The organism is Micromonospora sp. PLK6-60 (genome assembly GCF_019890675.1).
In the GTDB taxonomy this organism is placed as follows: Bacteria; Actinomycetota; Actinomycetes; order Mycobacteriales; family Micromonosporaceae; genus Micromonospora.
Map to the genome: position 1 here is coordinate 660,156 of NZ_JAIOAA010000001.1, position 25,443 is coordinate 685,598.

Below are 25,443 nucleotides of genomic sequence, written 5' to 3' on the forward strand. Positions count from 1 at the left end.
CCGCCGCCGGTGTCCGCTCCCGGGCCGGTCAGCTCTCCGAAATCGCGCCGTGACGGTCATGCGCGTCCACGTGAAGGGGGAACCTTGCCAACGCGACCCGCCGGACTCGTACGCCGGCTACTGCCCTCCATCTTCGTTCTCGTGCTGGTCGGCGCGCTGTACGTGGTGGCGCGCGCCCCCTCGGCCTCGGCCGAGGATCGCGCGGCGATCGCCTCCCGCTACCAGTTCACCGAGCTGCCCATCGCGCTGCCACCCGGCCTCACCCACCGCACCGTGCGGCCGGTGAACTCAGACTACGAGCACATCCGCTCGTGGGTCTCCTCGGTCGGCGCGGCCATCGCGGTCAACGACCTCACCGGCGCGGGCGTCGCGCAGGACCTGTGCCTGGTCGACACCCGCAGCGACTCGGTCGTCGTCACCCCGGTCCCCGGCACCGGCGACCGTTACCAGCCGTTCGTGCTCGACCCGGCGCCGCTACCCACCGGCCCCGGCGTCGCGCCGATGGGCTGCAACCCGGGCGACTTCAACCAGGACGGCCGGATGGACCTGCTCACCTACTACTGGGGACGGACCCCGATCCTGTTCCTCAACAAGCAGAGCACTCCGGGCGGGCTGAGCACCGCCAGCTACCGGCCGACCGAACTGGTCCCCCAGGCGCCGTCACCGGACGGCACCTACCACGGTCCGTTGTGGAACACCAACGCCGTGGCGGTGGCCGACTTCGACGGCGACGGCGGCCCGGACATCGGCGTCTTCAACTACTTCCCGGACAGCGGCGTGCTCGACCCCGACTCGCCGGCCAACGTCGAGATGAACCACTCGATGTCCCGGGCCGAGAACGGCGGCGGCGCGCACATCCTGCGCTGGACCGCCGCCACCGGCGGTGACCAGCCCACGGCGAGCTACCAGGAACAGCCGGCGGCGATCGACCCGAAGCTGGCCACCGGGTGGACGCTGGGCTCCGCCTCGGCCGACCTCGACGGTGACCTGCTGCCCGAGCTGTACCTGGCCAACGACTTCGGCCACGACCACCTGCTGCACAACGTGTCCACCAACGGGCGGATCAAGTTCGCCGGCACCACCGGCCGCCGGGGCGTGGCGACGCCCAAGTCGATGGTGCTGGGCCAGGACTCCTTCAAGGGCATGTCGGTCGACTTCGGCGACCTGACCGGCACCGGACGCTTCGACATGTTCGTCAGCAACATCACCACCTCCTGGGGCATCGAGGAGAGCAACTTCCTGTGGAAGAACACCTCGACCTCGGCGGGGGACGCCGCGGCGAAGCTGCGCGCCGGGGTGGCCCCGTTCGATCAGAAGGCCGCCGACTACCACATGGCGTTCACCGGCTGGGGCTGGGACACCAAGATGGCCGACTTCGACAACAGCGGCCACCCCGCGGTCGTGCAGGCCGCCGGCTTCGTCAAGGGCGACATCAACCGCTGGCCCTGGCTCCAGGAGCTGGCGATGAGCAACGACCTGATGCTGCAGAACCCCGGCATGTGGCCGCACGCCGAACCCGGCGACGACATCTCCGGCCACGAGGCGCTGGCGTTCTGGGCCCGCGACCGCGACGGCAAGTACGTCAACGTCAGCAGCGAACTCGGCCTGGCCGTCCCGGTGCCCACCCGCGGCGTGGCGGTCGGTGACACCAACGGCGACGGCGGCCAGGACTTCGCGGTGGCCCGCCAGTGGGACTCCCCCGCCTACTACCGCAACGACAACCCGGGCCAGGGCGCCTTCGTCGGCCTGCGGCTGCACCGGCCCGCGCGCGGCGACGCCACCGGCGCCGCCACCACCCCGGCGTACGGCGCCCAGGTGCGGCTGACCACGGCGGACGGGCGTACCCAACTGGCCCAGCTCGACGGCGGCGGCGGCCACAGCGGCCGGCGCAGCTTCGACGTGTTCTTCGGGCTCGGCTCCCACGGCGACCAGCCGGTCAAGGCCGAGATCAGCTGGCGCGACCTCGACGGCGGCCGGCATGTCCAGACGCTCGACGTGACCCCGGGGTGGCACGACCTGATGCTCACCGGGCAGGCAACGGAGGTACCGGCACGATGACCGACGTGATCCAGGAAAAGACGATCCGGGACCAGCGGGCCGCCGAGCGGGTGGCCCCGCAGTCCCCGGCGGTGCCGCCGGCCCGACCGCTCCCGCCTCGGGTCGACCGGACCGACCCCCGGTACAAGGCGCTGCGCAACTTCGCCATCTCGATGAGCGTGTTCAACATCCTCGGGTACACCGTGCTCGGCTTCGAGCAGCCCTGGTCGTGGCCGCTGCTCGCGCTGGCCGTCGGCTACGCCGCGGAGATCACCATCGAGCTGGTCACCGCCTGGTCGCAGGGCCGCCGGCCGGCCTTCGCCGGCCACGGCGCCTGGGGCATGTACACCTTCCTGCTGCCCACCCACATCACCGCGCTCGCCTGCAACATGCTGCTGTACGCCAACGTCCACTTCTGGCCGATCGCGTTCGCCGTGGTGGTGGCCATCGGGCAGAAGGCCGTCTTCCGCGCGCCGATCAACGGCCGGATGCGGCACTTCCTCAACCCGTCGAACTTCGGCATCACGGTGACCCTGCTGGCGTTCTCCTGGGTGAACATCGCCCCGCCGTACCACTTCACCGAGAACGTCCCGGACATGATCCGGGTGCTGGTCCCGTTCGTCATCCTGACCGCCGGCACGGTGCTCAACGCGATGCTCACCAAGAAGGTGCTGCTCATCATGGGCTGGGTCGGTGGCTTCGTGATCCAGGCGCTGGTCCGGCACTGGATCTGGGACGTGTCGCTGTGGGGCGCGCTGGTGCCCATGACCGGGGTGGCGTTCGTGCTGTTCACCAACTACATGATCACCGACCCGGGCACCACCCCGTCGAAGGGCCGGGCGATGTTCATGTTCGGCGCCTCGGTGGCCACGGTGTACGGCGTGCTGATGGTGTTCAACGTCGTCTACACGCTGTTCTTCGCGGTGACCATCGTCTGCGTCGCCCGGGGCGCCTACTGGTGGGTCCGGCACCTGCTCGCGCAGCGGCGGCCGGCGGCGGTCGCGGCCGGCGTGCCGGCGCTCGCCCCGGCCGGGCGGTGACCGCCGTGCAGCCGAGGACCGTCGAACTGGACGAGTGGGAGACGATGACCATCGAGGCGTTCGCCGACACGGTCATCCCGGGTGAGCGCCGATTCCCGGAGGACCGCGCGATCGCCGGCGTGGCCGAGGGCGGTGGCGCGGTGACCTCGGGTGCGCTCGCCCTGCTGACGTCCGAGGAGGGCGGCTTCGCCGCCCTGCTGCCGACCCTGGTGGTCGGGCTCAACGACCACGCGCAGGCGTGGGCCGACAAGCGGGGCGTCGCGCTCGACGGCGACGTCCCGCCCTTCGTCGCGCTGGGCTTCGCCGACCGCACCCGCCTCGCCGCCGAGCTGATGGCGCCCGGGCACCCGGAGCAGGAGCTCTGGGTGCCGCTGGCCATGTTCAGCTTCATGGCCTGGGACACCGGGGCCGACCGGCACACCGTGGAGGCCCTCGCCGCCGGTCATCCGGGGCTGACCGCGATGGGGTTCGCCCCACCCGGGCCGGACGGCCTGTGGCGGTTCCCCGAGTTCTCCTACCGCCGGGAACTGGCGTCGGTGCACCCGCTCACCACGGCCAAGGGGGACCCGGCATGAACGCGGACAGCACCGACGTCGTGGTCATCGGCAGCGGCTTCGGCGGCGCCATCCCGGCGTACCGGCTGGCGGCCGGCGGCGCGCGGGTGACGGTGCTCGAACGGGGCCCCTGGCTGACCGGCGCGGACTTCGAGCACGACTTCGCGTTCGGCAGCGCGGCCACCCGGGCGTTCGAGTTCACCCTGGGCGACGGCATGAACGTCCTCGGCGGCAACTGCGTCGGCGGCGGCAGCGTGGTCTATTTCGCGGCCACCCCCCGCGCGCCACGGCACACGTTCGAGCGGCAGGGCAGCATCGGCCGCCGGATGTGGCCCCGCTCCATCGACCGGACCGCGCTGGACCCGTTCTACGACATGGTGTCCGAGTCGCTGCCGGTCACCCCGCAGGGGTGGAACGACGTCACCTACTCGGGCGGGCTGTTCGCCGCGGCCTGCGCGCACGCCGGGCGGACCGCCAACCCGGTGCCGGCCGCCATCGACGGCGAGCAGTGCACCAACTGCAACTGGATGATGTCCGGCTGCCGGTTCGACGCCAAACGCTCGCTGCTGCTGAACTACCTACCGGCCGCGGTGGCCCACGGCGCGCGGATCCGCCCGTTGCACGAGGTGCAGCGGATCACCCGGACCGACGACGGCTACCGCGTGCACTACAACACGGTGGACGAGGTGGACTACCGGGTGGTCACCGGGGGCGGCACGATCGACTGCCGGTTGGTGGTGGTGGCCGCCGGCGCGGTCGCCACCCCGGTCATCCTCCAGCGGTCCGAGGAGGACCTGGGCGAGCTGCCGGCCGCCGTCGGCCGGTACTTCTCCGGCAACGGCGAGCGGCTGAACACCGCGGTCATCGACGAGGCCAAGGCGCGCGACCTGCTCGGGCTGAGCCGTCCGGACGGGCGGGCGTACGAGGCGTACCAGATCGGCAAGGGCCCGGTCTGCGCCAGCTGGGACCGGCTGGACGGCGCCCTGCCGGAGTTCAGCCGGCACTCCCTGGAGCAGCTCTACTTCCCGCCCGGCTTCGGCACGATCCTGGCCCAGGTGGCGAACGCGGACGGGCCGAGCTGGTTCGGCGTGGACAAGAAGGAGATGCTGCGCCGCTGGCAGTCCTGGCTGACGATCTTCATCATGTCCGAGGACGACAACGAGGGCGTCTTCGGCCCGCCGCCGGAGACCGGCCACGCCGACCGGATCGCGCAGCAGATGCTCAGCCGGGGGGCACTGCGCTACCGCCCCACCGAGAACACCCGGGCCGGGTGGGCGCGGGCCGACGCCGACGTGCGCGACATCCTCGAACGTGACGGCCTGTCCACCGTGATGCCGTGGACCGACGACGTGATCGGCGCGTACACCGTGCACCCGCTGGCGTCCTGCCGGATCGGCGACGACCCCGACACCTCGGCCCTGGACGACCGGCACGAGCTGCGCGGGCACCCCGGCATCTTCGTCACCGACGGCTCCGCGGTGCCGGGCGCGCTGACCGTCAACCCGGCCCTCACCATCGCCGCGCTGGCCGAGCGGGCGGTACCCGGGATCGTCGAGGCGGCCCGCGCGCGCGGCGTGCCGGTCCGCTACGTCGCCGAACCGCCGGAGCACCGCAAGAGCAGCAGCGGGTTCCGCCAGCCCGCCCATGCCTGAGCCCCCGGTGGCCCGCCCCAGTGGCGGGCCACCGGGGGGTTCACGGCTTGGGCACGTCGAACAGCGAGGGGAACCGGTTGACCAGGCCGAGGTCGCCGCGGGCGCGCAGCCGGCCCCGCAGGAACAACATCCGGGCGTTGGCGTTGCCGGTGGTCATCTTGACGAAGTTGACCGGGTCGAGCGTCAGGACCAGCTGGGGCGCCGGCGTCTCGGGCGGCACCACGACGCACCTGCCCTCGGCGATGCGCAGTTCGAACACGTCCGCGTCGCCGTCGGGCCGTCCCGTGACCCGCCAGTGCACCACGACGTCCAACGTGCCCGCCCGGTCGGCGCGGAACACGTCGGGCATTCCCTCGACCAGCGCGGTGAGCACGTCGGCTCGGGACTGCGCCAGGAGTTCCTTCAGTTCGTCGTCCGACGCCTGCTGCACCCATCGCGCGAATGCGGCGCGATCCTCGGACGGCATGACCTTGACAACCATTTCGCCGCTCCCGTGAAGAACGAATGAATGAGCCGGACCGACAGTCCGCAAATCCATCATTTCGGCGCCGCGCGGGCCGGCCAACTCCGAGAATGCCCGCCGTCGAAGGCACCAGGGAGGCAGCAGTGACCATTCTGATCACCGGCGGCGCCGGGTTCGTGGGCTCGCACACCGTGGCCGAGCTGCACCGCCGGGGCGGCGCCGTACACCTGCTCGTGCGGGACCGGCGGCGCGCGGCCCGGGCGCTGCGACCGCACGGCGTCGACCTGGCCGAGCTGCGGGTGACGACGGGGGACGTCACCGACCCGGCGACGGTCGCGGCCGCGGTCCGGGACTGCTCGGCGGTGCTGCACGCCGCCGCGGTCTACAGCTTCGATCCGCGTCGCCGCGCCGAGATACGCGCGGTCACCCGCCGCGGCACCGAGGTGGTGCTGGACGCCGCCCGCGCGGCCGGCGTGCCGCGCATCGTGCACGTCTCGACGTTCGGGACGCTGGTCCCGGCGCCCGGACCGGTGACCGCCGACTCGCCGGTGCGCCGGCCCCGCGAGCCGTACCTGGCCGCCAAGGCGGCGGCCGAGCGGGTGGCCCGCCGGCACCAGGACGAGGGGGCCCCGGTCACCATCGTGCATCCCCCCGCGCTGCTGGGCCCGCGCGACCCGAAGCTGGGCGACCAGAGCGCCCGGATCCGCGACGTGCTGCGCGGGCTGATGCCGATCTGGCCCGACGGCGGCTTCCCGATCGGCGACGTCCGCGACCTCGCCGGCCTGCACGCGAGCCTGCTGGACGGTGGGCCGGTCCCGGCCCGCGTCGCCGGGCCGGGCCGGTTCGTGCCGACCCGGGAGCTGCTGGCCGGCCTGCGCCGCGTCACCGGGCGCCGGCTGCCGGCGGTGCACCTGCCGGCGGTCGCGCTGCTGCCGGTCGGTCGGCTCGCCGGGCTGGCCCAGCGGGTCCTGCCGGTGCACGTGCCGGTCGAGTACGGGGCCATCTACGCCTGCCGGGTGGCCCGGCCACTCGACACCGCCGCCACCGACGACCTGCGGGGCACCGCGGCCCGGCCGCTCGTCGAGACGCTGGCCGACACCGTCCGGTGGCTGCACGAGGCCGGCCACGTCAGCGCCGCGCAGGCGGGCCGGGCGGCGTAGCCGCGCAGCGGGCCAGGCTGCTTAGCCGCGCAGCGGACCAGGCGGCGTAGCCGCGCTCGGACGGCGGCGGTCGCCGGGTCCGTCGCGCCGCCGCCCGTCAGCACCCGCCGGCACGGCCGTGGCCCGCCGGAGACGACGTCACGGCGGGCCATGGTGGTACGGCTGCTGTCCTACTCCGAGGTGCGGACGTGCAGGGACTGCTCCTGCGCGTTGCGGCGCACCGCGGCGCCGGTCCGGCTCAGCTCCGCCTCGGGGCTGAACATGATGACCTCGGTGCCGGCCTCGTGCTTCAACGGGGTGTGCCCGGGCGGGGTGTAGAACGCCTCACCGGCGTGGTAGACCTCGTCGGTGTCGCCGACCCGGACGGTCATGGTGCCCTTGAAGACGTAGCCCCAGTGCGGGCACTGGCAGCGGTCCCCCGGCAGGCCCTTGAGCAGCGGGGTCGCGTCGATGTCCTCCTCGAACGCCGTGAAGTTCACCGAGTAGCCGTCGATGATCTCGAATCGATCCTTGACGGGGCCGACCTCCTCGGACTTGGTGGCGCTCTCCCGAGAAACCTTCGGCATGTCCATCAGCTCCTTCGTCAGGGTCTGGCCGCTCCGGATCAGATAGGGGAAACGTTAGGCGCGTGCCGGGCCGGGCTCATCTTCCAGGCTGCGCACCCGGGCGGGCGGATCGTCCGCCGGCCAGCGACGCGTGCTCGGCGACCAGGTCCATCACGGCGCCGGGAATCTCCCCCACCCCCGAGCCCCGCACCGGGCTGGAGCGGGAGGTCATCGGGCCGGGCTCCAGCACGTGGTACCCGTCCGCGCGCAGCGTGGCGACCGCCCGCCGGATCGCCGGGTTGGCCCACATGCGCGCGTTCATGCAGGGCTGGAAGTAGACGCCCGGGCCGTGCACCGAGATGAGGGCCGTCACCAACGTGTCGGCGATGCCGACGGCGGCCTTGGCCAGGGTGGTCGCGGTGGCCGGCGCCACCACGAAGGTGTCGGCCCGCTCCAGCAGGGTCACGTGCAGCGGGTCGTCGAGCCAGTCCTCGTCGGTGTAGACGGGCACCGACAGCTCGGGGAGGAAGCGGGCGGCCGCCGTACGGGTGGCCACCACGGTGACGTCGTCGGCGTAGCGCAGGGCCTCCTCGACCAGGCGACCGGTCGAGACGGCGGCGCTGGAGCCGCAGACTCCGATCAGCACGGAGCCCAGGGGCGGGCGGGTCGTCATCGGTTCGTCCTTCCGGCCTCACACGAGACGACGATGGTGCCGCGGGGACACCGCGGCACCATCATCATCACGCTACTGCTGAGACGACGTCTCAGACGTCGCAGGGCTCCCCGAGCACGATCGACGGGGCGACGGTGGCGTCGCTGAAGTCGGCCGAGGTCACCTCGGCGGCGGTCAGCAGCTCGTCGTCGGTCGCGGTCAGAACGGTGTTGATGTTCTCCATGACGCTCCTCCAATGTTCGCTGTTGTTTGCTGTTTCCCCGGCCAAGGTGGTTCCAGAATGAAACCACTCCGGGCTTCCCGCCACTTCGGAATTGCGGCGCTCACAGCGCAATTCCGGAGTGGCATTCCGGCGACGCCGGATTCATTCTGAGGCCGCACGCGTGCGATGAGCATGGTGCGCATCGGGCTGGCGGGACCACCGTTTCCGGGCCGCCGAGAAAGGTCTTCCGACATGTCGCACAGCACGGCGCTCCGCGAGCGGGCCGGCGCCGGCCGCATCTTCACCGAATCAGCGACTGCGGCCGAGGACCGCTCGGTCGGACGGTTCGGGCCCTGGTGGTCCGACCGGACGCGATCGAACCGCTTCCACGTCACGCCGATCTGCTTCGCCGACCTCGAGCACTGGGGCTTCGACCCGGAGACCGGGAACCTCGGCCACCGCAGCGGGAAGTTCTTCACGATCGAGGGGTTGGCGGTCCGCAGCGACTACGGGCCCGTGCCCCGCTGGTCCCAGCCGATCATCAACCAGCCGGAGATCGGGCTCTGCGGCATCCTCGTCAAGTACTTCGACGGCGTGCCGTACTGCCTGATGCAGGCCAAGATGGAGCCGGGCAACGTCAACACGTTGCAGCTGTCGCCGACGGTCCAGGCGACCCGCAGCAACTCCAGCCGGGTGCACCGCGGCGGCGGCATCCGCTACCTGGAACACTTCGTCGGCGCCGACCGGGGCCGGGTGCTCGTCGACGTCCTGCAGTCCGAGCAGGGCTCGTGGTTCTATCGCAAGCAGAACCGGAACATGGTCGTCGAGGTGACCGGCGAGGTCGCGCCGCACGACGACTTCTGCTGGCTCTCCCTGCGCCAGGTGCTGGACCTGCTGCACGTCGACAACCTGGTCAACATGGACGCCCGTACGGTGCTGTCCTGCATGCCGTTCGCTCCCCCGCAGCGGGACAGCGGCTCCCGGCACGCCCCCCAGGGGTTCCGGCAGGCGCTGGCCCGGTCACTCGACCGCGGCGCCGCCGCCCGGCACGACCTCGGCGAGATCCTCAGCTGGCTCACCGAGGAGAAGACCCGGCGCGAGGTCAACACCCGGCTCATCCCGGCGCGGGAGGTCACCGGCTGGCGCCGGTCGGACCGCGAGATCGCGCACGAGGCGGGCCGGCACTTCCGGGTGATCGCGGTGCACGTCGAGGCCAGCAACCGCGAGGTGCCGTCCTGGCGGCAGCCGCTGCTCGTGCCGAGCGCGCGCGGGGTCATCGCCTTCCTCACCAAGCGGATCGAGGGGGTCCTGCACGTGCTCGTGCACGCCCGGGTCGAACCGGGCTTCATCGACAAGGTGGAGCTGGGGCCCACCGTGCAGTGCACACCGGAGAACCACACCGACCTGCCCGCCGACCGGCAGCCGCGCTACCTCGACTACGTGCTGGCCGCGGACCCGGCCCGCATCCGGTTCGACGCCCTCCTCTCCGAGGAGGGCGGCCGGTTCCTGGACGCGCAGAACCGGTACCTGGTCATCGAGGTCGAGGAGGACTTCCCGCTGCGGGCCCCGGACGGCTACCGCTGGCTCACCATCGGTCAGTTGGGCGAGTTGCTGCGGCACGGCCACTACGTGAACGTCCAGGCGCGCAGCCTCGTCGCCTGCCTGCACAGTCTCTGGTGAGGGGGACGACGGCGATGCGGTCCGTGGTGCGCGTCGGGGTCCTGGGATGCGCGAGCATCGCGCTGCGCCGGACCCTCCCGGCGCTGGGCGTGGCCGAGGGCGTCGCGCTCACGGCCGTGGCGAGCCGGGATCCGGCCAGGGCACGCGAGGTCGCCCAGCGGTTCGGCTGCGCCGCCGCCGACGGGTACGACAGCCTGCTGGAGCGCCCCGACGTCGACGCGGTGTACGTCCCGCTGCCCACCGGCCTGCACGCCGAGTGGGTGGGCCGCGCGCTCGCCGCCGGCAAGCACGTGCTGTCGGAGAAGCCGCTGACGGTCGACGCCGCCACCGCCCAGGATCTGGTGGACCAGGCGGGCAGGGCCGGCCTGTGGCTGACCGAGAACTTCACCTTCCTCCACCACTCGCAGCACGCGACGGTCCGCCGGCTGGTCGCGGACGGCCGGATCGGCACGCCCCGGGTGTTCAGCGCGCGCTTCGGCATCCCCCCGCTCGACCCGGCGGACGTGCGGTACCGCCCGGACCTGGGCGGTGGCGCGCTGCTGGACGTGGGGGTGTACCCGATCCGGGCCGCCCAGCTGCTGCTCGGGCCGGAGCTGGAGGTGGTCGGCGCGGCCCGGCGGCTGGACCCGGCCCGGGGCGTCGACGTGGCCGGCCACGCCCTGCTGCGCACGCCCTCGGGGGTCACCGCCGAGCTGTCCTTCGGCTTCGAGCACGGGTACCGGTCCGGCTACGCGGTGTGGGGCGACCGGGGACGCCTGACGCTGGACCGGGCGTTCACCCCGCCGCCGACGTGGCAGCCGGTGGTCCGGCTCGACAGCCAGGACCGGGTGGAGGAGCTGACGCTGCCGGCGGACCACCAGTTCCGCAACACCCTCGCGGCCTTCTCCCGGTCGATCCTGCGGCAGGCGGACTTCGGCCCGCAGGGCGAGGCCATCGTGCGCCAGGCCCGGCTGGTGGACCAGGTGCGGGCGGCCGCCGAACGGTTCACCGCCTGATGCCCGCCAGACGACTCCAGGAGGTCGACGTGAACAGCACGCGCAAGGCGCAGATCCTGGCGGAGGTGCGCCAACTGCACCGGGAGAACGCCACCGACGAGTTCGTCCCCGGCGTGACACCGATCCTGTCGTCCGGCGCCGTGCTCGACGAGGACGACCGGGCGGCGCTCGCCGAGTCGGCCATCGACCTGCGGATCGCCGCGGGGGTCGCCGCGCGCAAGTTCGAGTCGGCGTTCGCCCGCACGCTGGGGCTGCGCAAGGCCCACCTCACCAACTCCGGGTCGTCGGCGAACCTGCTCGCGCTCTCGGCGTTCACCTCGCCCCAGCTGGACGACGTGCGGCTGCGTCCCGGCGACGAGGTGATCACGGTCGCCGCGGGCTTTCCCACCACGGTGAACCCGATCATCCAGAACGGGCTCGTCCCGGTCTTCGTCGACGTGGAGCTCGGCACGTACAACACGACCGCCGAGCGGATCGAGGCCGCGATCGGGCCGCGTACCCGGGCGATCATGATCGCGCACGCGCTCGGCAACCCGTACCCCGCCGAGGAGGTCGCCCAGCTCGCCGAGGCCCGTGGCCTCTTCGTCGTCGAGGACAACTGCGACGCCGTCGGCTCACTGCACCGGGGCCGGCTCACCGGGACGTTCGGCGACGTCTCCACGGTCAGCTTCTATCCCGCGCACCACATCACCATGGGCGAGGGTGGCTGCGTGCTGACGGCGAACCTGGCGCTGGCCCGCGTCGTCGAGTCCATGCGGGACTGGGGGCGGGACTGCTGGTGCGAGCCGGGCGAGGACAACACCTGCTTGAAGCGGTTCTCGTACCAGCTCGGTGACCTGCCCGAGGGCTACGACCACAAGTACATCTTCTCGCACGTCGGATACAACCTGAAGTCCACCGACCTGCAGGCGTCGCTCGGGCTGTCCCAGCTGCGCAAGCTGCCGGAGTTCGGCGCGGCGCGGCGGCGCAACTGGCGGCGGCTGCGGGCGGCCCTGGCGGACGTGCCGGGGCTGCTGCTCCCGGAGCCCACCGCCGGCAGCGACCCGAGCTGGTTCGGCTTCGCCATCACCGTCGACTCCGACGCCCCGTACACCCGCCAGGAGCTGGTGGATTTCCTGGAGTCCCGGCGGATCGGCACCCGGCGGCTCTTCGGCGGCAACCTCACCCGGCACCCGGCCTACCGGGACCGCGAGCACCGGGTCGCCGGCCCGCTCACCAACAGCGACATCATCACCGACCGTACGTTCTGGATCGGGGTTTACCCGGGCATCACAGTGGAAATGATCGATTTCATGGCACAGTCCATCAAGGACTTCGTCGGGCGACGCCGCGCGACGACGCCCGCGCGGGCCGCCACCCCGGTCCCCGCTCCGCAATCCTGAAGAGGTACGTCCCCCGCACGACCGTGATCCTGGCATGAGGGCCCTGACGACCAGATGACGTTGCCCGCACGTCAGGGCCAAACCCCTCAAGGAGGTTCCCGTGTTCGACGTGATCGTCATCGGAGGTGGACCGGCCGGTCTGTCCGCTGCACTCACCCTCGGCCGGGCACTCCGCACAACGCTTCTGATCGACTCCGGCGAGTACCGCAACGCACCCGCCGCCGAGATGCACAACTTCCTCACCCGGGACGGGACGCCCCCGGCCGAGCTGCGCGCTCTCGCCCGCGAGGAGCTCGCCCGCTACCCCACCGTGCAGATCCGGAACGTGGCGGTCGACCAGGCCCGGCAGCTGGAGGCGGGCGGGTTCGAGCTGGCGTTGGCCGACGGCGACTCCGTCCAGGCGCGACGGCTGGTGCTCGCCACCGGCCTGGCCGACGACCTGCCGCCGATCGAGGGGATCGAGGACCTGTGGGGGCGCGGGGTCTACCACTGCCCGTACTGCCACGGCTACGAGGTCAAGGACACCACGATCGCCGTGCTGGGCTCCGACCCGGTCATGGTGGACCTGTCGCTGCACCTGCGCCGGTTCAGCGACGACGTGGTGCTCTGCGTCAACGGCCGCGGCGACGACCTCGACGAGGCGACCCGCACCCGGCTGGCGACGTACGGGGTGCCGGTCCGCGCCGAGAAGGTCGTCCGGCTGGAGTCGAGCGGTGACGAGCTGGAGCGGATCGTCTTCGAGTCGGGCGATCCCCTCCCCCGGCGCGCGCTGTTCGCCATCGGGCAGTTCGGTCAGCGCTCGCCGATCCCCGACCAGCTGGGCTGCCGGCTGCTGCCGGACGGCTGCGTGGAGGTCACCGACTTCCACCAGACCAGCGTCGCGGGCGTGTACGCCGCCGGCGACATGGCGCACCGGCCGACCATGCCCGGGCCCACCCCGTTCGTCATCGTGGCCACGGCGGGCGGCACGATCGCCGCGATCGCGGCCGACAAGGACCTGGTCGCCACCGACACCCCCGTCCCGACGGCGTGACCCCCGGCCCCGGCCCCCGCACCAGCGGGGCCGGGGCCGGCGGCGTGCCGGGCGCGCGGACCGCGAAGGCCGGGCAGCGGGAGACGTACTCCCCGCTGCCCGGCCTTCGTCGGCGGCGCGTCCTCAGTGGTGGTCGTGGTCGTCGTCGACCTCGACCGGAAGCTCGGTCAGGTACTGCACCTGGCGCGGGCGCTGGCAGTACTTGGCGGTGAAGTCCACGAGCATCGGGTCCTCGACGTCGCACAACTGCTGGTGCATCTCGCGGTCACGCCACGGGTAAATCATGATCACCCGGGTCGGCTCCGCGTCGTACTGGTAGAACCCGGCGTGGCCGGACCAGCCCGGATCGGCGTGAGCGTTGGGGCCGACGATGTCGTCGAGCTCCTGCATGATCGGGACGACCTTGTCGGTGAGTTCCTCCTTGAGGAACCACGTCTCAATGACAGTGACCATTCTGCCGCGCTCCATTCCTTCGAGACTTCCGTTGTCATGCGCGCTCGACGCGATTTTTCCCGGTGCAGATACATATTCTGGTGCCCGCCGCGACGGCCGACCACTTCGTCGGTGCGCTGCTCACCGCAGGGCTCGGGCGATTTCCCGCAACAGTGTCCGGACCATTCCCGCGGAGGCGGCCCGTCCGACGAGCCCGATGCGGAACGCCCCGTCCGCGAACGGGCTCAGCCCGCCGGCCACCATGATCCCGGCGTCGGCCAGCCGCGCCCGGATGGCGTCGGCGCGCGGGTCCGCCACCACGACCACCAGGTTCGCCGCGTGTTCCTCGGGCGCCGGCACGCGCAGGCCGAGCTCGCGCACCCCGTGGCGGCAGTCGGCGGCGAGCCGGCCCTGCCGCTCGGTCCAGGTCCGGATCCCGGTCGCCCGGATGCGCCGTACGCTGCTGCCCAGGACCTGGATCAGGCTGGTCGGCATGGTCACCGGGGTCGGTTCCCAGTCCGGCGAATCCACCGCCGCCTCGTCCCAGGTGGCCAGGTCGAGATACCAGGTGGGTGGCCGCCGGGAACGGCTCTCGACCCGTTGCCGGCCGGCTTCGGTAAGCGCCACCACGGCGAGCCCCGCCGCCCCGCCGAGCCCCTTCTGGGACGCGGTGACCAGGGCGTCGATGCCCATCCGGGTCATGTCGACGTGCTCGCCGCCGGCGGAGGCGATGGCGTCCACCAGGGTCACCGCCCCGGCCGCCCGCGCGGTCGCGGCCAGTTCCGCCACCGGATGGCGTACGCCGGTGGCCGTCTCCACGTGGGTGACAAGCAGTCCGTCGCAGCCGGGCAGCAGCTCGGCGACCCGGTGCGGGTCGGCGGGACGGCCCGGGACGCAGGGCGCGACCCGCACCTGGAGACCGTGTGCGCCCGCCATCGCCTTGAGCCGGTCCCCGAAGTAGCCGGAATCCACCACCAGCACGCGCTGCCCGGGTTCGAAGAGGTTGAACAGCGCGGCGTCCAGGCCCGCCGAGCCGGAGCCGGGCAGGACGTAGGTGCGGGCCGCCCCGAGCAGCGCGGCCAGGTCGTCCAGGACCTGCCGCAGGTAGGCGGACCACGACGGGCCGTAGTGCGGTTGGATCGGCGCGCCGAGGAGTTCCGCGTCGTCCGGGTCGAGCCGGCACGGTCCGGGGATCATGAGGTGCTCCACGTGGCCGGCGACCGCCGTACCGTCCCGGTTGCCGTGGACTTCGACCAGGTCAGACATCCGCGGTCTGCTCCTCGTAGACCTCGAACACGCCCTCGTCGTGGTCGGTGGGGCGGTCCTCCCAGTCCCAGGCGCCGGCGACCGCGAGGGTCGCGCCGGAGATGTAGGCGGCCCGGTCGGAAACGAGGAACGCGACCGCCTCCGCGATCTCCTCCCCGGTGCCGAGTCGCCCGGCGGGGACCCGCTTGGCCATCCACTCCCGCTGCGCGGGGTGCAGGTGACCGTTGTCGATCAGACCGGGGGCGACGCAGTTCACGGTGATGCCGTGCGGCGCCTCCTCCACGGCGAGCGACCTGGTCAGCACCGCGATGCCGGTCTTGGCCACCGAGTACGCCGCGATGTTGGGCGCGCCGCGGACGACCAGGGACGCGGAGAGGCCCAGCGTCACGACCCGCCCGTACCGCTGCTCGCGCATGGCCGGCAGCGCGGCCCGGGTGGTGTAGAACGCGGAGCTGAGGTTGCTGGTGATGACCTCGTCCCAGCGCTGCGCGGAGGTGGCGGACACCGGGCTGAGGCTGAACTCGCCGACGTTGTTGACGAGGACCGACACGCCCGTGCCGAAGTGTTGCGCGGCCGCGTCGATCAGGTGAGCCGCCTGCTCGGAGTCGCAGACGTCTGCCTGGATCTCGACCGCCTGGGCGCCGGCCGACCGGAGCCGCTCCACCAGGGACCGGGCGGCGGTGGCGTCGGACCGGTAGTTGACCACGACGCGGAAGCCGTCGCGAGCGAGCCGCTCGCACATCGCCCGACCGATGCCGCGGGCGCCGCCGGTGACGAGGGCGACAGGTCCGGAACCGTTCACATGAGTCATCGCTGCGCTACCTCTGTCGGTGTCGGCGATCTTTCTGTCTCCGCCACATCGTCTCGACGCTTCCCGCGCCCCCGCATCTCCGAGATTGCCGCTGGGCGGAAAGGGCGGGAAAATGACGCCGCACCGGGGCACGAAGCACGATCTGAGTAGTCCCGCCTTTCGGGCGGATGGGACCGTACCAGACGACGAACCACAACGGTTTCGAAAGGGAAGCTCCGTCAACCCCGATGAATCGCGGAAGGCGCTGAGACCAACAATGAATGACACCGCACTCCTCCATCGGCTGATCGAGCGGCAGGCGGCGGAACGGCCCGACGCCGTGGCGGTGACCGGCGACGACGCCGAACTGTCCTACGGCCAACTGGACGACCAGGCCACCCGCCTCGCCCACCGGCTCATCCGGTCCGGCGCCGGCCCCGAGACGCCGGTGGCGGTCCTGGCAGCGCGCGGCGCCGACACGGTCGTCGCGCTGCTCGCCGTGCTCAAGGCCGGGGCGGCGTACGTGCCCGTCGACCCGGCGAATCCGCCCGAGCGGGTCGGTTACCTCATGCGGGACTCCGGCGCCAGCCTCCTGGTGGCGCCGCGGCGGCTGGCCGCGACCGCGCCGAGCGGCCCCTGGACGACCGTCACCTTCGACGTCGGGTCGGCGGACGGCGCACCGGCGGCTCCGCTGCCGGAGCGGGTCGGGCCGGACAACGCGGCCTACATCATCTACACGTCCGGCTCGACCGGGCAGCCGAAGGGCGTCGTGGTGCCGCACCGGCAGATCGTCCGGTCCACGCTCGCCAACCGGGAGTTCGGCCGCCCGGACCCGGACTGCTTCCTGCTGTTGATCTCGTTCGCGTTCGACGCGTGCGCGGTCGGGCTCTACTGGACGTTGAGCACCGGCGGCCGGGTCGTCGTCCCCTCCGTCGACGACCTGCGCGACCCGCTGGCGCTGCGCGCCCTGGCCGCCCGGCACCAGGTCACCCACCTGGACTGCACGCCGACCCTGTACTCGCTGATGCTCGCCGACGCGCCCGAGCCGCTGGCGACGCTGCGGTGCGCGATCGTCGGCGGCGAGGCGTGCCCGGCCGACCTGGTGGAACGCCACCACCGGCTGCTCCCCGGCTGCCTGCTCGTCAACAACTACGGCCCGACCGAGACCACGGTGTGGGTGACCTCGGCGACGGTCACGCCCACGAGCGACGGCCCGGTCTCCATCGGCACCGCGATCCGCGGCGCCCGCACCTACGTCCTCGACGAGGACCTCCGGTCGGTGCCGGACGGCGTCGAGGGCGAGCTCTTCATCGGCGGCGAGACGGTGGCGCGCGGCTACCACGGGCGGCCCGGCCTCACCGCGGAACGATTCCTGCCCGACCCGTTCTCCACCCGCGGCGAGCGGATGTACCGCACCGGGGACCGGGTCCGCCGGCTGCCCACGGGCGAGCTGGAGTTCCGCGGCCGGTTCGACCACCAGGTGAAAGTCCGCGGCTTCCGGATCGAACTCGGCGAGGTGGAGGCGGCGCTGGCCGCCCACCCCGACGTGGTGGAGGCGGTCGCGGACGTCCGCGACCTCGGTGGCACGGCGACCCTGGTGGCCTGGGCGCGGAGCACCGCGGCCGGCACCGACGAGATCCTTCACCAGCTCCGGGAACGACTGCCCGCGCACATGGTGCCCAGCCGGCTGCTGCTCCTCGACGCGCTGCCCCGCAACGTCGCGGGCAAGGTCGACCGGGCCCGGCTGCCCGACCCGGCCGGGCCCGCGGTCCCCGCCGGCGACGAACCGGCGACCCCGCTGGAGGCCGAGGTGGCGGAGCTGGCGGCCGAGGTGCTCGGCCTGCCGGTCGGCCGCAGCGACAACTTCTTCGACCTCGGCGCCACCTCCCTGCACCTGTCCCGGCTGCTGCTCGGCGTGATGAGTCGCTTCCACGTGTCGGTGCCGACCCACCAGCTGTTCCGGGTGCCGAGTGTGCTCGGCGTGGCCCAGCTCGTCGAGGCCGCCCGCCGGCTGGAGGACCCGGACGCGACCGGGACCTGGACGCTTGACGAACTCGCCGCCGCCGGTGAGCTGGACGCGGACATCCACCCCGGCGGCCTGGCCCCGTCGACCTGGTTCGGCCCGCGGCACGTGTTCGTCACCGGGGCGACCGGCTATCTCGGCGCGTTCCTGGTCAAGGAGTTGGCCGAGCGGACCGACGCCACCCTGTGGTGCCTGGTCCGGGCGGGCTCCGAGGACGAGGGGATCGCCCGGATCCGGGCCGCCATGAGCGGCTACCGCACCTGGGACCAGGCCTACCTCAGCCGCATCCGGCCGGTCGTCGGGGACCTGTCCGAACCCCGGTTCGGGCTGAGCGGGTCCGCCTACGAACGCCTCGGCCGGGACATCGACGTGATCTATCACAGCGGGGCCGTGGCCAACTTCATGTACCCGTACAGCGCGATCAAGCGGACAAACGTCGACGGCACCGCCGAGGTGCTGCGCCTGGCCACCACCGGCACCCTCAAGGCCGTGCACCACGTCTCCACCATCGACGTCCTGGTGGGCAGCGGCATCGAGCGCCCCTACCGGGAGGACGTCGAGATGGTCGCCCGAACGGTGCCCGAGGGGTACGCGCGCAGCAAGTGGGTCGCCGAGGCGTTCGCCCGCCAGGCCCGGGACCGCGGCGTGCCGTGCTCCATCTACCGGCCGGGGCTGGTCTTCAGCCACACCCGGACCGGGGCGACCCAACTCAACGACTATCTCCTGGTGGAGATCAAGGGCCTGCTCGACTTCGGTATCGGGCCCGACCTCGAGTACCGGTTGCCGGTGAGCACTGTGGACTGCGTCTCGCAGGCCATCGCCCACCTCTCGACGCAGGAGCACTGCCTCGGTGGGACGTACCACCTCTGGGACCCCGAGCCGGTCCCGGTGCAGTCGATCTTCTCCTGGATCAGGTCGTTCGGCTACACCTTCGACCCGGTTCCCTTCGAGACGGTGCTCAAGCGCCTGGCCGAGCTCGACCCGGACAGCCCGGTCCTGCCGTTGCTGCCGCTCTTCCTCGACGAGGAGCGGCGCCTGCGGACCGAGTCGTTCGCGGCGGGTGACCTGACCGCCGCCGACCGGGAGGTCGAGTGCGCCGGCACCCTGGCGGGCCTCGACGGCACCGGCATCGGCTCCGCGCCGCTGTCGGAGGAGTTGGCCCACAAGTGTTTCCAGTACCTGGTCGACGTCGGCTTCTTCCCCGAGCCCGCGGCGCAGCGGGCAAGGGTCGCCGCCCACGACCAGGTCGTCGAGTGGAGGGAGCCGGAACATGTCGGCTGAGGCCGGGGAACGGCGGTACCGGGTCGTCGTCAACGACGAGGAGCAGTACGCGATCTGGCCGGTGGAGCTGGACCGCCCCGGTGGCTGGCACGACGTGGGCGTCACCGGAGACCGGCGGACCTGCCTCGACCACATCGAGCGCACCTGGACCGACCTGCGTCCGCGCAGCCTGCGCGAGCGTATGGCGAACGCTGGCTGACCAGCGACGGGCCCCCGGGTTGATCCCGGGGGCCCGTCAGCTCGCGCTCGACTCAGCAGCGGAGGTAGGACGCGCCGTTGAGGTGGAGCACCGCCCCGCTGGCCCACTCGGCCCCGGGCGACGCGAGGTAGAGCACGGCGCCGGCCACCTCGTCGGGTTGAGCCACCCGCCCGAACGGGCTCTGCGCCATGATCGCGTCGGCGCCGGGACCCGTGACGTAGTCGGTGGTCATCTCCGTCTCGACCCAACCCGGCGCGACCGAGGCCACCGCGATGCCGCGCGGCGCGAGTTCGAGGGCGATGGTCTGCCCGAACGCGGTGAGGCCGGCCTTGCTGGCCGCGTCGCCGGAGCAGTCCAGCTCGCCCCGGTAGGCGCCCCGCGACGACATGTTGACCACCCGTCCGCCGGCGCTCATGTGCCGCACGGCGCACCAGGTGACGTTGGCGGCGCCGACGAGGTTGATGTCGAGTTCCGCCCGCCACGCCGCCTGCCAGTCCTGGTAGGACGAGGACAGGATGGGATGGTCGACGAAGACGCCGGCGTTGTTGACCAGGACGTCGATGCGACCGAACGCCTTCGCCACGGTGTCCACCAACCGCTGGACCGCGTCGGGGTCCGCGATGTCGGCCTGCACGGCGAGGTGCCCCTCGCCGGGCAGCTCGTCGACCAGGGCCTCGGCGAGCTTGTCGTTTGTGCGGTAGTTGACCGCCACCCGGTCTCCGTTGGCGGCGAACGCCTTGGCGATCGCCCGCCCGATTCCTCGTGACGCGCCGGTGACAAGAACGGCCCGTCCACTGGTCCCGGTCATTGCCCGCCTTCCCTCGGTTCATGTCGCGCAGTCCGCTGCGCGGGATCGGCCGCGTCCTCCTGCGCCTGGAAGTACTCCTTGAGCAGCGACCTGCCCTCCGGGACGAACTTCTCGCAGACGAGCACGTGGTTCTTGCGGTTGCGGGACTGCGCGGACCACAGCCGGGCGCCCGCCTCCCCCACCGCCGCCGGCAGGTCGCCCGCGCGTTGCAGCTGCTTCAACTGCCGGCGCAGGGCGCGGAAGCGTTCCAACATCTGCTCGTGTTCGCTGTTGAGCACCCCGGAGAACCCGGGGCTCAGGTACGGCGGCGCCATCGACGGGCGGATCAGCCCCTCGTACGTCGCCGGGCTGAAGTCGGCGGCGTACCGCATCGTCGCGGTCGCCGCGTCGTACAGGACGCGGAGCTGATCGAGGCAGTCGGTGAGCGCCCCCCAGCGCCGGGCGTCGAGCGCGGCGCGCGCGTCGACAAGCAGCGTGTTCATCGCGGCCAGGTGCAGGTGGAACAGCTGATGGCCGACCTTCCAGCGGAGCACCGCCTGGCCCCCGCCGGCCGGCATCCGCCCGGACGTCGGCCGGCCGAGCCGGGGTCGACCGCTGAGGTGACGGTCGGTCACTAGGCCACCTCCCGGCGCCGTTGCCCGCCCGTGGCCACCCACCGGTCGAGGGTCGCGTGCAGCACCACGAGGCAGCCCGCCAGGATGTCGCAGCGGTCCTCGGCGGACAGTTCGGTCAGGTCGAGGTCGGCGAGAACCTGGCGCTGCACGTCCAGGCAGGACCGCGACCACGCCGCCAGGTCCGGGCGCTCGCGGATCAGGCGGAAGTAGTCGTCGTACTCCGCCTTGCTGGAGCCGCCCGTCGCCGGGTCGGGCATCCGGCCGTCGACCGGCAGGGTGATGGGGGTGATGGGCCCGTACTCCGCGAGCGGGGTTTCGGCCGTCGGCCGGTCAGCGGGCATGTCCGTCCTCCAAGTCGCGCAGCACCACGTCGCTCGCGTTGCGGCCGGGTACCCCGAAGACGCCCCCGCCTGGACGGGTACCGGAGCCGCAGAGGTACAGGCGTGGGACGGGTGTGCGATAGTCGGGGTACCCGGCGACGGGTCGGCCCGCGAACAGGTCGCGGGGCGACATCGCGCCGTGGTAAAGGTTTCCGCCCGGCAGCCCGAAGTCGCGCTCCAGGTCCACCGGGGTGTGCATCCTGCGGTCGACGACGGACGCCGTCAGGCCCGGCAGGTACGACTCCATGTACGCCAGCACCTGGTCGGCGAAGGCCTCCCGCGCCTCGTCCCAGGTGGTGTCGGCGAGCGTGTACGGGACGTACTGGAGGTAGACGCTCATGACGTGCCGGCCGGGCGGGGCGAGGCCGGGGTCCAGGACGGTGGGGACCGTGCACTCCACCTGCGGCTCGCTGGGCAGCAGGCCCTGGGCGGCCTCGGCGTGGATCCGGTCCAGGTGGTCGAGGCTGGGAATGAGCATCAGCGTGCCGCGCAGGTGCGGACCCGCGGGGTCGAGGCCGCGGACCTCCGGGAGCCGGTCGAGGGCCAGGTGCATCTTGGCGACCACCCCCGGGTAGTCGGCGCCGGCGACCACGCTGCGGTAGGCGACGGGCACGGCGTCGGCGTCCAGCAGGCGCAGGAACGTCGTCCGCGGGTCGGCCGCCGAGACGATCGCCCGCGCGGTGAGCCGGGCGCCGTCGTCCAGCTCGACCGCCTCGGCGCCGTCCGGTCCGGTCCGGATTCGGTCCACCGACCGGCCGGTGAGGATGTCCACCCCGTACTCCCGGCAGGCGGCGGCGAGCGCCTGGGTGATCCCGCCCATGCCGCCCTTGACGTGACCCCACGCCGGCCGGCCCCACTCACCGGTGGTGAGCTGGTGGTAGAGCATGAGGTACGCGGTGCCGGGAGTGGACGGTCCGCCGTCGACGCCGGTGGTGCCCTCGGTGCAGAGCGGCACCTTGACCTCGTCGGACTCGAACCAGTCGTCGAGCAGCTCCCGCGCGCTGCCGAACAGCGCCGTCACGAGCAGCCGCAGATCCGCGTCGGGCAGGTCGGTGGCCGTGCGCAGCACGGCCTTCAACGCCGGTATGTCGTCGAACAGCGGGGTCCGCGACGGGCCGACCAGGTACGGCTCCACCACCTTGGCGAGCCGCCGCATCGTCCGCCCGTACTCGGCGTACGCCTTGGCGTCCCGCGCCGAGTACCTGCTGATCTCGGTGGCGTTGGCGACCTCGTCGGCGCCCAGGGTCAGACTCCGGCCGCCGGGGAAGAGTGCCGTCACGGACGGGTCCCGGGCGATGACCTCCAGGCCGTGCCGGGCCAGGCCCAGGTCGTCGATGATCTGCTGCGGAAACAGCGCCGTCACCAGACTCGCCGTGGAGAAACGGTAACCGGGAATCAATTCCTCGGTGACGCAGGCGCCGCCCACGACATCGCGTCGCTCGACGACGGCGACCCGCCGACCGCTGCGCGCGAGGTAAGCCGCGCACACGAGTCCGTTGTGACCACCGCCGACAATGACGGCATCGTACGGTGTGGTATGCAGCTTTGTTGAATTCACCCTGCCATGGTCATGGCGGTGCGTATCTGGTCGCATCTTTGAAACTGCCGCCCTTCGTGAATGGCGCCGGTATTCGAAAGGAATTCAACTCGTCAATCGATCGGTCGGCCGCGCACCCGTAGCAGGGTGCCGAGCTCGTCCAGCGCGTGCTGGCAGGCCGCCTCGTCGGCGCCGACGGCGAAGCCGGCGGCCAGCCGGCCGTCCACGAACGACCGCGGTGGGAGCAGCAGCCGCTGGCCCGGCCCGGCGAGGATGGTGCATTCCCAGATGCCGGCCGGCAGGCCGGCCGGATCGAGCCGCAGCTCCTCCACAACGAGGTCGTGCGGCGGGTAGTAGAACCGCACGGCGGCGGTGGACCGGCGGCGCGGGGTGAGGTCCGGCAGCTCGTCCACGGCCAGCCGGCCGGCGGCCACGGCCAGGTCGATCCCGGTGGCCAGCAGCCCGACGTACGTGATCATGTCGCCGCCCAGCCGCCCGTTCACCTCGATGATGCGGGGGCCCTTCGCGGTCAGCCGCACCTCGGTGTGGGTGACGCCGTGCGTGAAACCCAACGCGGTGTGGGCCGACTGCACCACCGCCCGCAGCCGCTCGTCGCGCAGCAGCGGGTCGTCGGCGGTGACGACGTGCCCCGTCTCCTCGAACGTCGGGGCGAGGCGCTGCTCCTTGTGCGAGATGAAGGCGGGCCGGACCTCACCGCGCCACACCACCGAGTCGACGGTGATCTCCGGGCCGTCCAGGTACTCCTCGACGAGCACCCCTTCGGCGAATCGGGGCGCGTCGGTCACGTGCGCGCCGTCGGCGAAGGCGAACTCGGCCTCCAGCTGCTCGGGTCGGTCGATCCGGGTGACCCCCTCGCTGCCGGCGAGCGCCCGGGGCTTGAGCACCACCGGGTAGCCGATCTGCGCGGCGGCTCGGCCCGCGCCCGCCGCGTCGGCCACCGCGACGGAGCGGACCGCGCCCGCCCCGGCGGCGGCCATCCGCTCCCGGGTCAGCCGCTTGTCCCGGCAGGCGAGGACGGCGTCGGGGGTGCTGGTGGGCAGCCCCAGCGCGGCCGCGATCCGCGCCGCGGCCCAGATCCGCATCTCGTCGTAACACAGCACGCCCGCGATCGGCAGCCGGCTGGCGAGCTCCTTGGCCGCCGCGATGGCCTCGTCGGTGTCCAGCGCGTCGACGCAGGTCTGCCCGACGAGGTACGGCCGGTCCCAGCTGGCCTCCCGCGCGTCCAGCAGCCACAACCGGAACTCCCGGTGCAGGCCACGCAGCGCCCACTCGCGATAGTCGGCACACAAGCTGTTGACCAGAAGCAGCAGGGGGCGGGGATCGGCCGAGGCGAAGGCGCCGTACTCGTCGGCGTCGCGTCGCCGCACGTCCGCCATTGGGTCAGGTCCGAGATCTGCCGGGTGCTCCCTCATATCAGAAATGATCGACGCACCGTGATCGGCGCGCCCACTCCGACGTTGCGGGAGCGTCCGGCCGTCGTCGACAGCGCCCGCCGCAGCGGAAAGATCGCGCGATGGAAGAAGACACGGGCCGGGTACGCGCCCCAGGCTGGGTTGTTGAACGCGGTCGGGCAGCAGGCGGTCGCGTGTGTCCACCCAGCGGGCAACCGTTCGCGCGCCCACGAGGAGAAGCCTCTGATGAGCACCGTTGCCGCATACGCCGTGCCCGCCGCCAAGGAGCCGCTGCGGCGCACCACGATCGACCGCCGCCCCGTCGGCGACCACGACGTGTCGATCGACATCGCGTACACCGGCATCTGCCACTCCGACATCCACCAGGCGCGCGCCGGCTGGGGAGAGGCGATCTTCCCGATGGTGCCGGGACACGAGATCACCGGCGTGGTGGCCGAGGTCGGCGCCGCGGTCACCGGCTTCGCGGTCGGCGACCGGGTGGGCGTCGGCTGCCTCGTCGAATCCTGCCGCACCTGCGCGCACTGCCGGGGTGGCCAGGAGCAGTTCTGCCCGAGCATGGTCTTCACGTACAACGCGCGGGACCGCCACGGCGAGCCCACCTACGGTGGGTACTCCCGGTCCATCGTCGTCGACGAGAACTACGTCCTGCGCATCCCGGACACGCTGTCGCTCGAGGCGGCAGCCCCGCTGCTGTGCGCGGGTCTCACCACCTACTCGCCGCTGCGCTACTGGCAGGCCGGGCCCGGCAGCAAGGTCGCCGTGGTCGGCCTGGGCGGGCTCGGCCACCTGGCCGTGAAGATCGCCCACGCGCTGGGCGCCGAGGTGAGCGTGCTGTCCCGGTCGCCGGGCAAGCGGGAGGACGCGGTCAAGCTCGGCGCCGACCACTTCCACCTGAGCAGCGATCCGGCGACCTTCGCCCGGCTGACCGGCGCCTTCGACCTCATGCTGTCCACGGTGTCGGAGCCGCTCGACCTCGGCGCGTACCTTTCGCTGGTGCGCAACGACGGCACGCTGGTGAACGTCGGCGCGCCGGAGGCCCCGGTGCCGCTCAACCTGTTCGCACTGATCGACGGCCGCAAACGGCTCGCCGGATCCATGTTCGGCGGCATAGCGGAAACGCAGGAAACTCTCGACTTCTGCGCGGAGCACGGAATCGGCGCGGATATTGAAATGATCTCCGCCGATCGGATAAACGAGGCGTATGGCAGGGTACTGGCGGGTGACGTGCGCTATCGGTTCGTCATCGACGCCTCGACCATCTGAG

Annotated in this window: 24 protein-coding genes; 12 read left to right on the plus strand and 12 right to left on the minus strand. The window is 72.3% G+C overall.

Annotated features, from left to right (window positions below):
- Nucleotides 1–9 precede the first annotated feature (9 nt).
- Genes K7640_RS02740 through K7640_RS02755 form a run of 4 tightly spaced genes read left to right on the plus strand, consistent with a single transcriptional unit; the run spans nucleotide 10 to nucleotide 5,283 of the window.
- Entirely contained in the window at nucleotides 10–2,058 is a 2,049-nt protein-coding gene (locus tag K7640_RS02740; RefSeq protein WP_374198044.1) for an FG-GAP repeat domain-containing protein, read from the plus strand.
- Nucleotides 2,055–3,077, plus strand: coding sequence for an enediyne biosynthesis protein (locus K7640_RS02745; RefSeq protein WP_222953041.1), 1,023 nt, complete (start codon nucleotides 2,055–2,057; stop codon nucleotides 3,075–3,077). Before K7640_RS02740 ends, K7640_RS02745 begins: the two co-directional genes overlap by 4 nt.
- 44 nt (nucleotides 3,078–3,121) lie before the next feature.
- Complete coding sequence (locus tag K7640_RS02750) at nucleotides 3,122–3,652, plus strand: DUF5987 family protein (protein WP_222953138.1); 531 nt, start codon at nucleotides 3,122–3,124, stop codon at nucleotides 3,650–3,652.
- The gene (locus K7640_RS02755) at nucleotides 3,649–5,283 is read left to right on the plus strand and encodes a GMC family oxidoreductase N-terminal domain-containing protein (RefSeq protein WP_222953042.1); all 1,635 of its coding nucleotides are present in this window, start codon (nucleotides 3,649–3,651) and stop codon (nucleotides 5,281–5,283) included. Before K7640_RS02750 ends, K7640_RS02755 begins: the two co-directional genes overlap by 4 nt.
- A gap of 40 nt (nucleotides 5,284–5,323) precedes the next feature.
- On the opposite strand, the gene K7640_RS02760 is transcribed toward K7640_RS02755, so the two are convergent.
- Nucleotides 5,324–5,824 (minus strand): SCP2 sterol-binding domain-containing protein, encoded by a 501-nt coding sequence (locus K7640_RS02760; protein ID WP_374198045.1) that lies wholly within the window; start codon nucleotides 5,822–5,824, stop codon nucleotides 5,324–5,326.
- 65 nt (nucleotides 5,825–5,889) lie between these two features.
- On the opposite strand from K7640_RS02760, the gene K7640_RS02765 reads away from it, so the two are divergent.
- The gene (locus K7640_RS02765; protein ID WP_222953044.1) at nucleotides 5,890–6,906 is read left to right on the plus strand and encodes an NAD-dependent epimerase/dehydratase family protein; all 1,017 of its coding nucleotides are present in this window, start codon (nucleotides 5,890–5,892) and stop codon (nucleotides 6,904–6,906) included.
- A 170-nt stretch (nucleotides 6,907–7,076) separates the two neighbouring features.
- On the opposite strand, the gene K7640_RS02770 is transcribed toward K7640_RS02765, so the two are convergent.
- From K7640_RS02770 to K7640_RS29900, 3 genes are all read right to left on the minus strand, one after another.
- A complete protein-coding gene (locus tag K7640_RS02770) occupies nucleotides 7,077–7,472 on the minus strand; it encodes a cupin domain-containing protein (protein WP_222953045.1) in 396 nt (131 codons plus the stop codon).
- A 76-nt stretch (nucleotides 7,473–7,548) separates the two neighbouring features.
- Nucleotides 7,549–8,124, minus strand: coding sequence for a flavoprotein (locus K7640_RS02775; protein WP_222953046.1), 576 nt, complete (start codon nucleotides 8,122–8,124; stop codon nucleotides 7,549–7,551).
- 91 nt (nucleotides 8,125–8,215) lie between these two features.
- Nucleotides 8,216–8,347 (minus strand): hypothetical protein, encoded by a 132-nt coding sequence (locus tag K7640_RS29900; protein WP_255607763.1) that lies wholly within the window; start codon nucleotides 8,345–8,347, stop codon nucleotides 8,216–8,218.
- 231 nt (nucleotides 8,348–8,578) lie between these two features.
- On the opposite strand from K7640_RS29900, the gene K7640_RS02780 reads away from it, so the two are divergent.
- From K7640_RS02780 to K7640_RS02795, 4 genes are all read left to right on the plus strand, one after another.
- Entirely contained in the window at nucleotides 8,579–10,006 is a 1,428-nt protein-coding gene (locus tag K7640_RS02780; RefSeq protein WP_222953047.1) for an NDP-hexose 2,3-dehydratase family protein, read from the plus strand.
- A gap of 14 nt (nucleotides 10,007–10,020) precedes the next feature.
- Complete coding sequence (locus K7640_RS02785) at nucleotides 10,021–11,001, plus strand: Gfo/Idh/MocA family protein (protein WP_222953048.1); 981 nt, start codon at nucleotides 10,021–10,023, stop codon at nucleotides 10,999–11,001.
- Nucleotides 11,001–12,383, plus strand: coding sequence for a lipopolysaccharide biosynthesis protein RfbH (rfbH, locus tag K7640_RS02790; RefSeq protein ID WP_222953049.1), 1,383 nt, complete (start codon nucleotides 11,001–11,003; stop codon nucleotides 12,381–12,383). Before K7640_RS02785 ends, rfbH begins: the two co-directional genes overlap by 1 nt.
- 100 nt (nucleotides 12,384–12,483) lie before the next feature.
- On the plus strand, nucleotides 12,484–13,416 hold the full coding sequence (locus K7640_RS02795) for an NAD(P)/FAD-dependent oxidoreductase (RefSeq protein WP_222953050.1): 933 nt from the start codon (nucleotides 12,484–12,486) through the stop codon (nucleotides 13,414–13,416).
- 123 nt (nucleotides 13,417–13,539) lie between these two features.
- Here K7640_RS02795 and K7640_RS02800 read toward each other — a convergent pair whose 3' ends face one another.
- From K7640_RS02800 to K7640_RS02810, 3 genes are all read right to left on the minus strand, one after another.
- Nucleotides 13,540–13,869 (minus strand): hypothetical protein, encoded by a 330-nt coding sequence (locus K7640_RS02800; protein WP_222953051.1) that lies wholly within the window; start codon nucleotides 13,867–13,869, stop codon nucleotides 13,540–13,542.
- 120 nt (nucleotides 13,870–13,989) lie between these two features.
- Nucleotides 13,990–15,114 (minus strand): alanine--glyoxylate aminotransferase family protein, encoded by a 1,125-nt coding sequence (locus tag K7640_RS02805; RefSeq protein ID WP_222953052.1) that lies wholly within the window; start codon nucleotides 15,112–15,114, stop codon nucleotides 13,990–13,992.
- Entirely contained in the window at nucleotides 15,107–15,925 is an 819-nt protein-coding gene (locus K7640_RS02810; RefSeq protein ID WP_222953053.1) for an SDR family NAD(P)-dependent oxidoreductase, read from the minus strand. Before K7640_RS02810 ends, K7640_RS02805 begins: the two co-directional genes overlap by 8 nt.
- Before the next feature lie 256 nt (nucleotides 15,926–16,181).
- On the opposite strand from K7640_RS02810, the gene K7640_RS02815 reads away from it, so the two are divergent.
- Both K7640_RS02815 and K7640_RS02820 read left to right on the plus strand, forming a co-directional pair.
- Entirely contained in the window at nucleotides 16,182–19,208 is a 3,027-nt protein-coding gene (locus K7640_RS02815; RefSeq protein ID WP_222953054.1) for an amino acid adenylation domain-containing protein, read from the plus strand.
- Nucleotides 19,198–19,407 (plus strand): MbtH family NRPS accessory protein, encoded by a 210-nt coding sequence (locus K7640_RS02820; RefSeq protein WP_222953055.1) that lies wholly within the window; start codon nucleotides 19,198–19,200, stop codon nucleotides 19,405–19,407. Before K7640_RS02815 ends, K7640_RS02820 begins: the two co-directional genes overlap by 11 nt.
- Before the next feature lie 52 nt (nucleotides 19,408–19,459).
- Here the strand turns inward: K7640_RS02820 and K7640_RS02825 are convergent, their stop codons facing one another.
- From K7640_RS02825 to K7640_RS02845, 5 genes are read right to left on the minus strand one after another with little or no spacing between them, the layout of a single operon-like run.
- Complete coding sequence (locus tag K7640_RS02825) at nucleotides 19,460–20,215, minus strand: SDR family NAD(P)-dependent oxidoreductase (RefSeq protein ID WP_222953056.1); 756 nt, start codon at nucleotides 20,213–20,215, stop codon at nucleotides 19,460–19,462.
- Nucleotides 20,212–20,829, minus strand: a complete 618-nt coding sequence (locus K7640_RS02830) for a hypothetical protein (protein WP_222953057.1) — start codon at nucleotides 20,827–20,829, stop codon at nucleotides 20,212–20,214. Before K7640_RS02830 ends, K7640_RS02825 begins: the two co-directional genes overlap by 4 nt.
- Nucleotides 20,829–21,170 carry a hypothetical protein gene (locus K7640_RS02835; protein ID WP_222953058.1) on the minus strand — a complete coding sequence of 114 codons (342 nt, stop codon included), beginning with the start codon at nucleotides 21,168–21,170 and terminating at the stop codon, nucleotides 20,829–20,831. The genes K7640_RS02830 and K7640_RS02835 overlap by 1 nt, the downstream gene beginning before the upstream one ends.
- Nucleotides 21,160–22,803 carry an NAD(P)/FAD-dependent oxidoreductase gene (locus K7640_RS02840; protein WP_255607764.1) on the minus strand — a complete coding sequence of 548 codons (1,644 nt, stop codon included), beginning with the start codon at nucleotides 22,801–22,803 and terminating at the stop codon, nucleotides 21,160–21,162. Before K7640_RS02840 ends, K7640_RS02835 begins: the two co-directional genes overlap by 11 nt.
- Nucleotides 22,804–22,859: 56 nt before the next feature.
- Nucleotides 22,860–24,134: an ATP-grasp domain-containing protein gene (locus K7640_RS02845; RefSeq protein WP_222953060.1), complete on the minus strand. Its 1,275-nt coding sequence runs from the start codon at nucleotides 24,132–24,134 to the stop codon at nucleotides 22,860–22,862.
- Between the two features lie 270 nt (nucleotides 24,135–24,404).
- On the opposite strand from K7640_RS02845, the gene K7640_RS02850 reads away from it, so the two are divergent.
- Nucleotides 24,405–25,442, plus strand: a complete 1,038-nt coding sequence (locus K7640_RS02850; RefSeq protein ID WP_222953139.1) for an NAD(P)-dependent alcohol dehydrogenase — start codon at nucleotides 24,405–24,407, stop codon at nucleotides 25,440–25,442.
- The last annotated feature ends 1 nt before the right edge of the window (nucleotide 25,443 follow it).

Coding starts and splice junctions, on each gene's coding strand:
- K7640_RS02745 (WP_222953041.1), top strand. CDS start 2,055: ATGACCGACGTGATCCAGGAAAAGACGATCCGGGACCAGCGGGCCGCC.
- K7640_RS02750 (WP_222953138.1), top strand. CDS start 3,122: ATGACCATCGAGGCGTTCGCCGACACGGTCATCCCGGGTGAGCGCCGA.
- K7640_RS02755 (WP_222953042.1), top strand. CDS start 3,649: ATGAACGCGGACAGCACCGACGTCGTGGTCATCGGCAGCGGCTTCGGC.
- K7640_RS02760 (WP_374198045.1), bottom strand. CDS start 5,824: ATGATGGATTTGCGGACTGTCGGTCCGGCTCATTCATTCGTTCTTCAC.
- K7640_RS02770 (WP_222953045.1), bottom strand. CDS start 7,472: ATGCCGAAGGTTTCTCGGGAGAGCGCCACCAAGTCCGAGGAGGTCGGC.
- K7640_RS02775 (WP_222953046.1), bottom strand. CDS start 8,124: ATGACGACCCGCCCGCCCCTGGGCTCCGTGCTGATCGGAGTCTGCGGC.
- K7640_RS29900 (WP_255607763.1), bottom strand. CDS start 8,347: ATGGAGAACATCAACACCGTTCTGACCGCGACCGACGACGAGCTGCTG.
- K7640_RS02780 (WP_222953047.1), top strand. CDS start 8,579: ATGTCGCACAGCACGGCGCTCCGCGAGCGGGCCGGCGCCGGCCGCATC.
- K7640_RS02785 (WP_222953048.1), top strand. CDS start 10,021: ATGCGGTCCGTGGTGCGCGTCGGGGTCCTGGGATGCGCGAGCATCGCG.
- rfbH (WP_222953049.1), top strand. CDS start 11,001: ATGCCCGCCAGACGACTCCAGGAGGTCGACGTGAACAGCACGCGCAAG.
- K7640_RS02800 (WP_222953051.1), bottom strand. CDS start 13,869: ATGGTCACTGTCATTGAGACGTGGTTCCTCAAGGAGGAACTCACCGAC.
- K7640_RS02805 (WP_222953052.1), bottom strand. CDS start 15,114: ATGTCTGACCTGGTCGAAGTCCACGGCAACCGGGACGGTACGGCGGTC.
- K7640_RS02810 (WP_222953053.1), bottom strand. CDS start 15,925: ATGACTCATGTGAACGGTTCCGGACCTGTCGCCCTCGTCACCGGCGGC.
- K7640_RS02815 (WP_222953054.1), top strand. CDS start 16,182: ATGAATGACACCGCACTCCTCCATCGGCTGATCGAGCGGCAGGCGGCG.
- K7640_RS02820 (WP_222953055.1), top strand. CDS start 19,198: ATGTCGGCTGAGGCCGGGGAACGGCGGTACCGGGTCGTCGTCAACGAC.
- K7640_RS02825 (WP_222953056.1), bottom strand. CDS start 20,215: ATGACCGGGACCAGTGGACGGGCCGTTCTTGTCACCGGCGCGTCACGA.
- K7640_RS02835 (WP_222953058.1), bottom strand. CDS start 21,170: ATGCCCGCTGACCGGCCGACGGCCGAAACCCCGCTCGCGGAGTACGGG.
- K7640_RS02840 (WP_255607764.1), bottom strand. CDS start 22,803: ATGCGACCAGATACGCACCGCCATGACCATGGCAGGGTGAATTCAACA.
- K7640_RS02850 (WP_222953139.1), top strand. CDS start 24,405: ATGAGCACCGTTGCCGCATACGCCGTGCCCGCCGCCAAGGAGCCGCTG.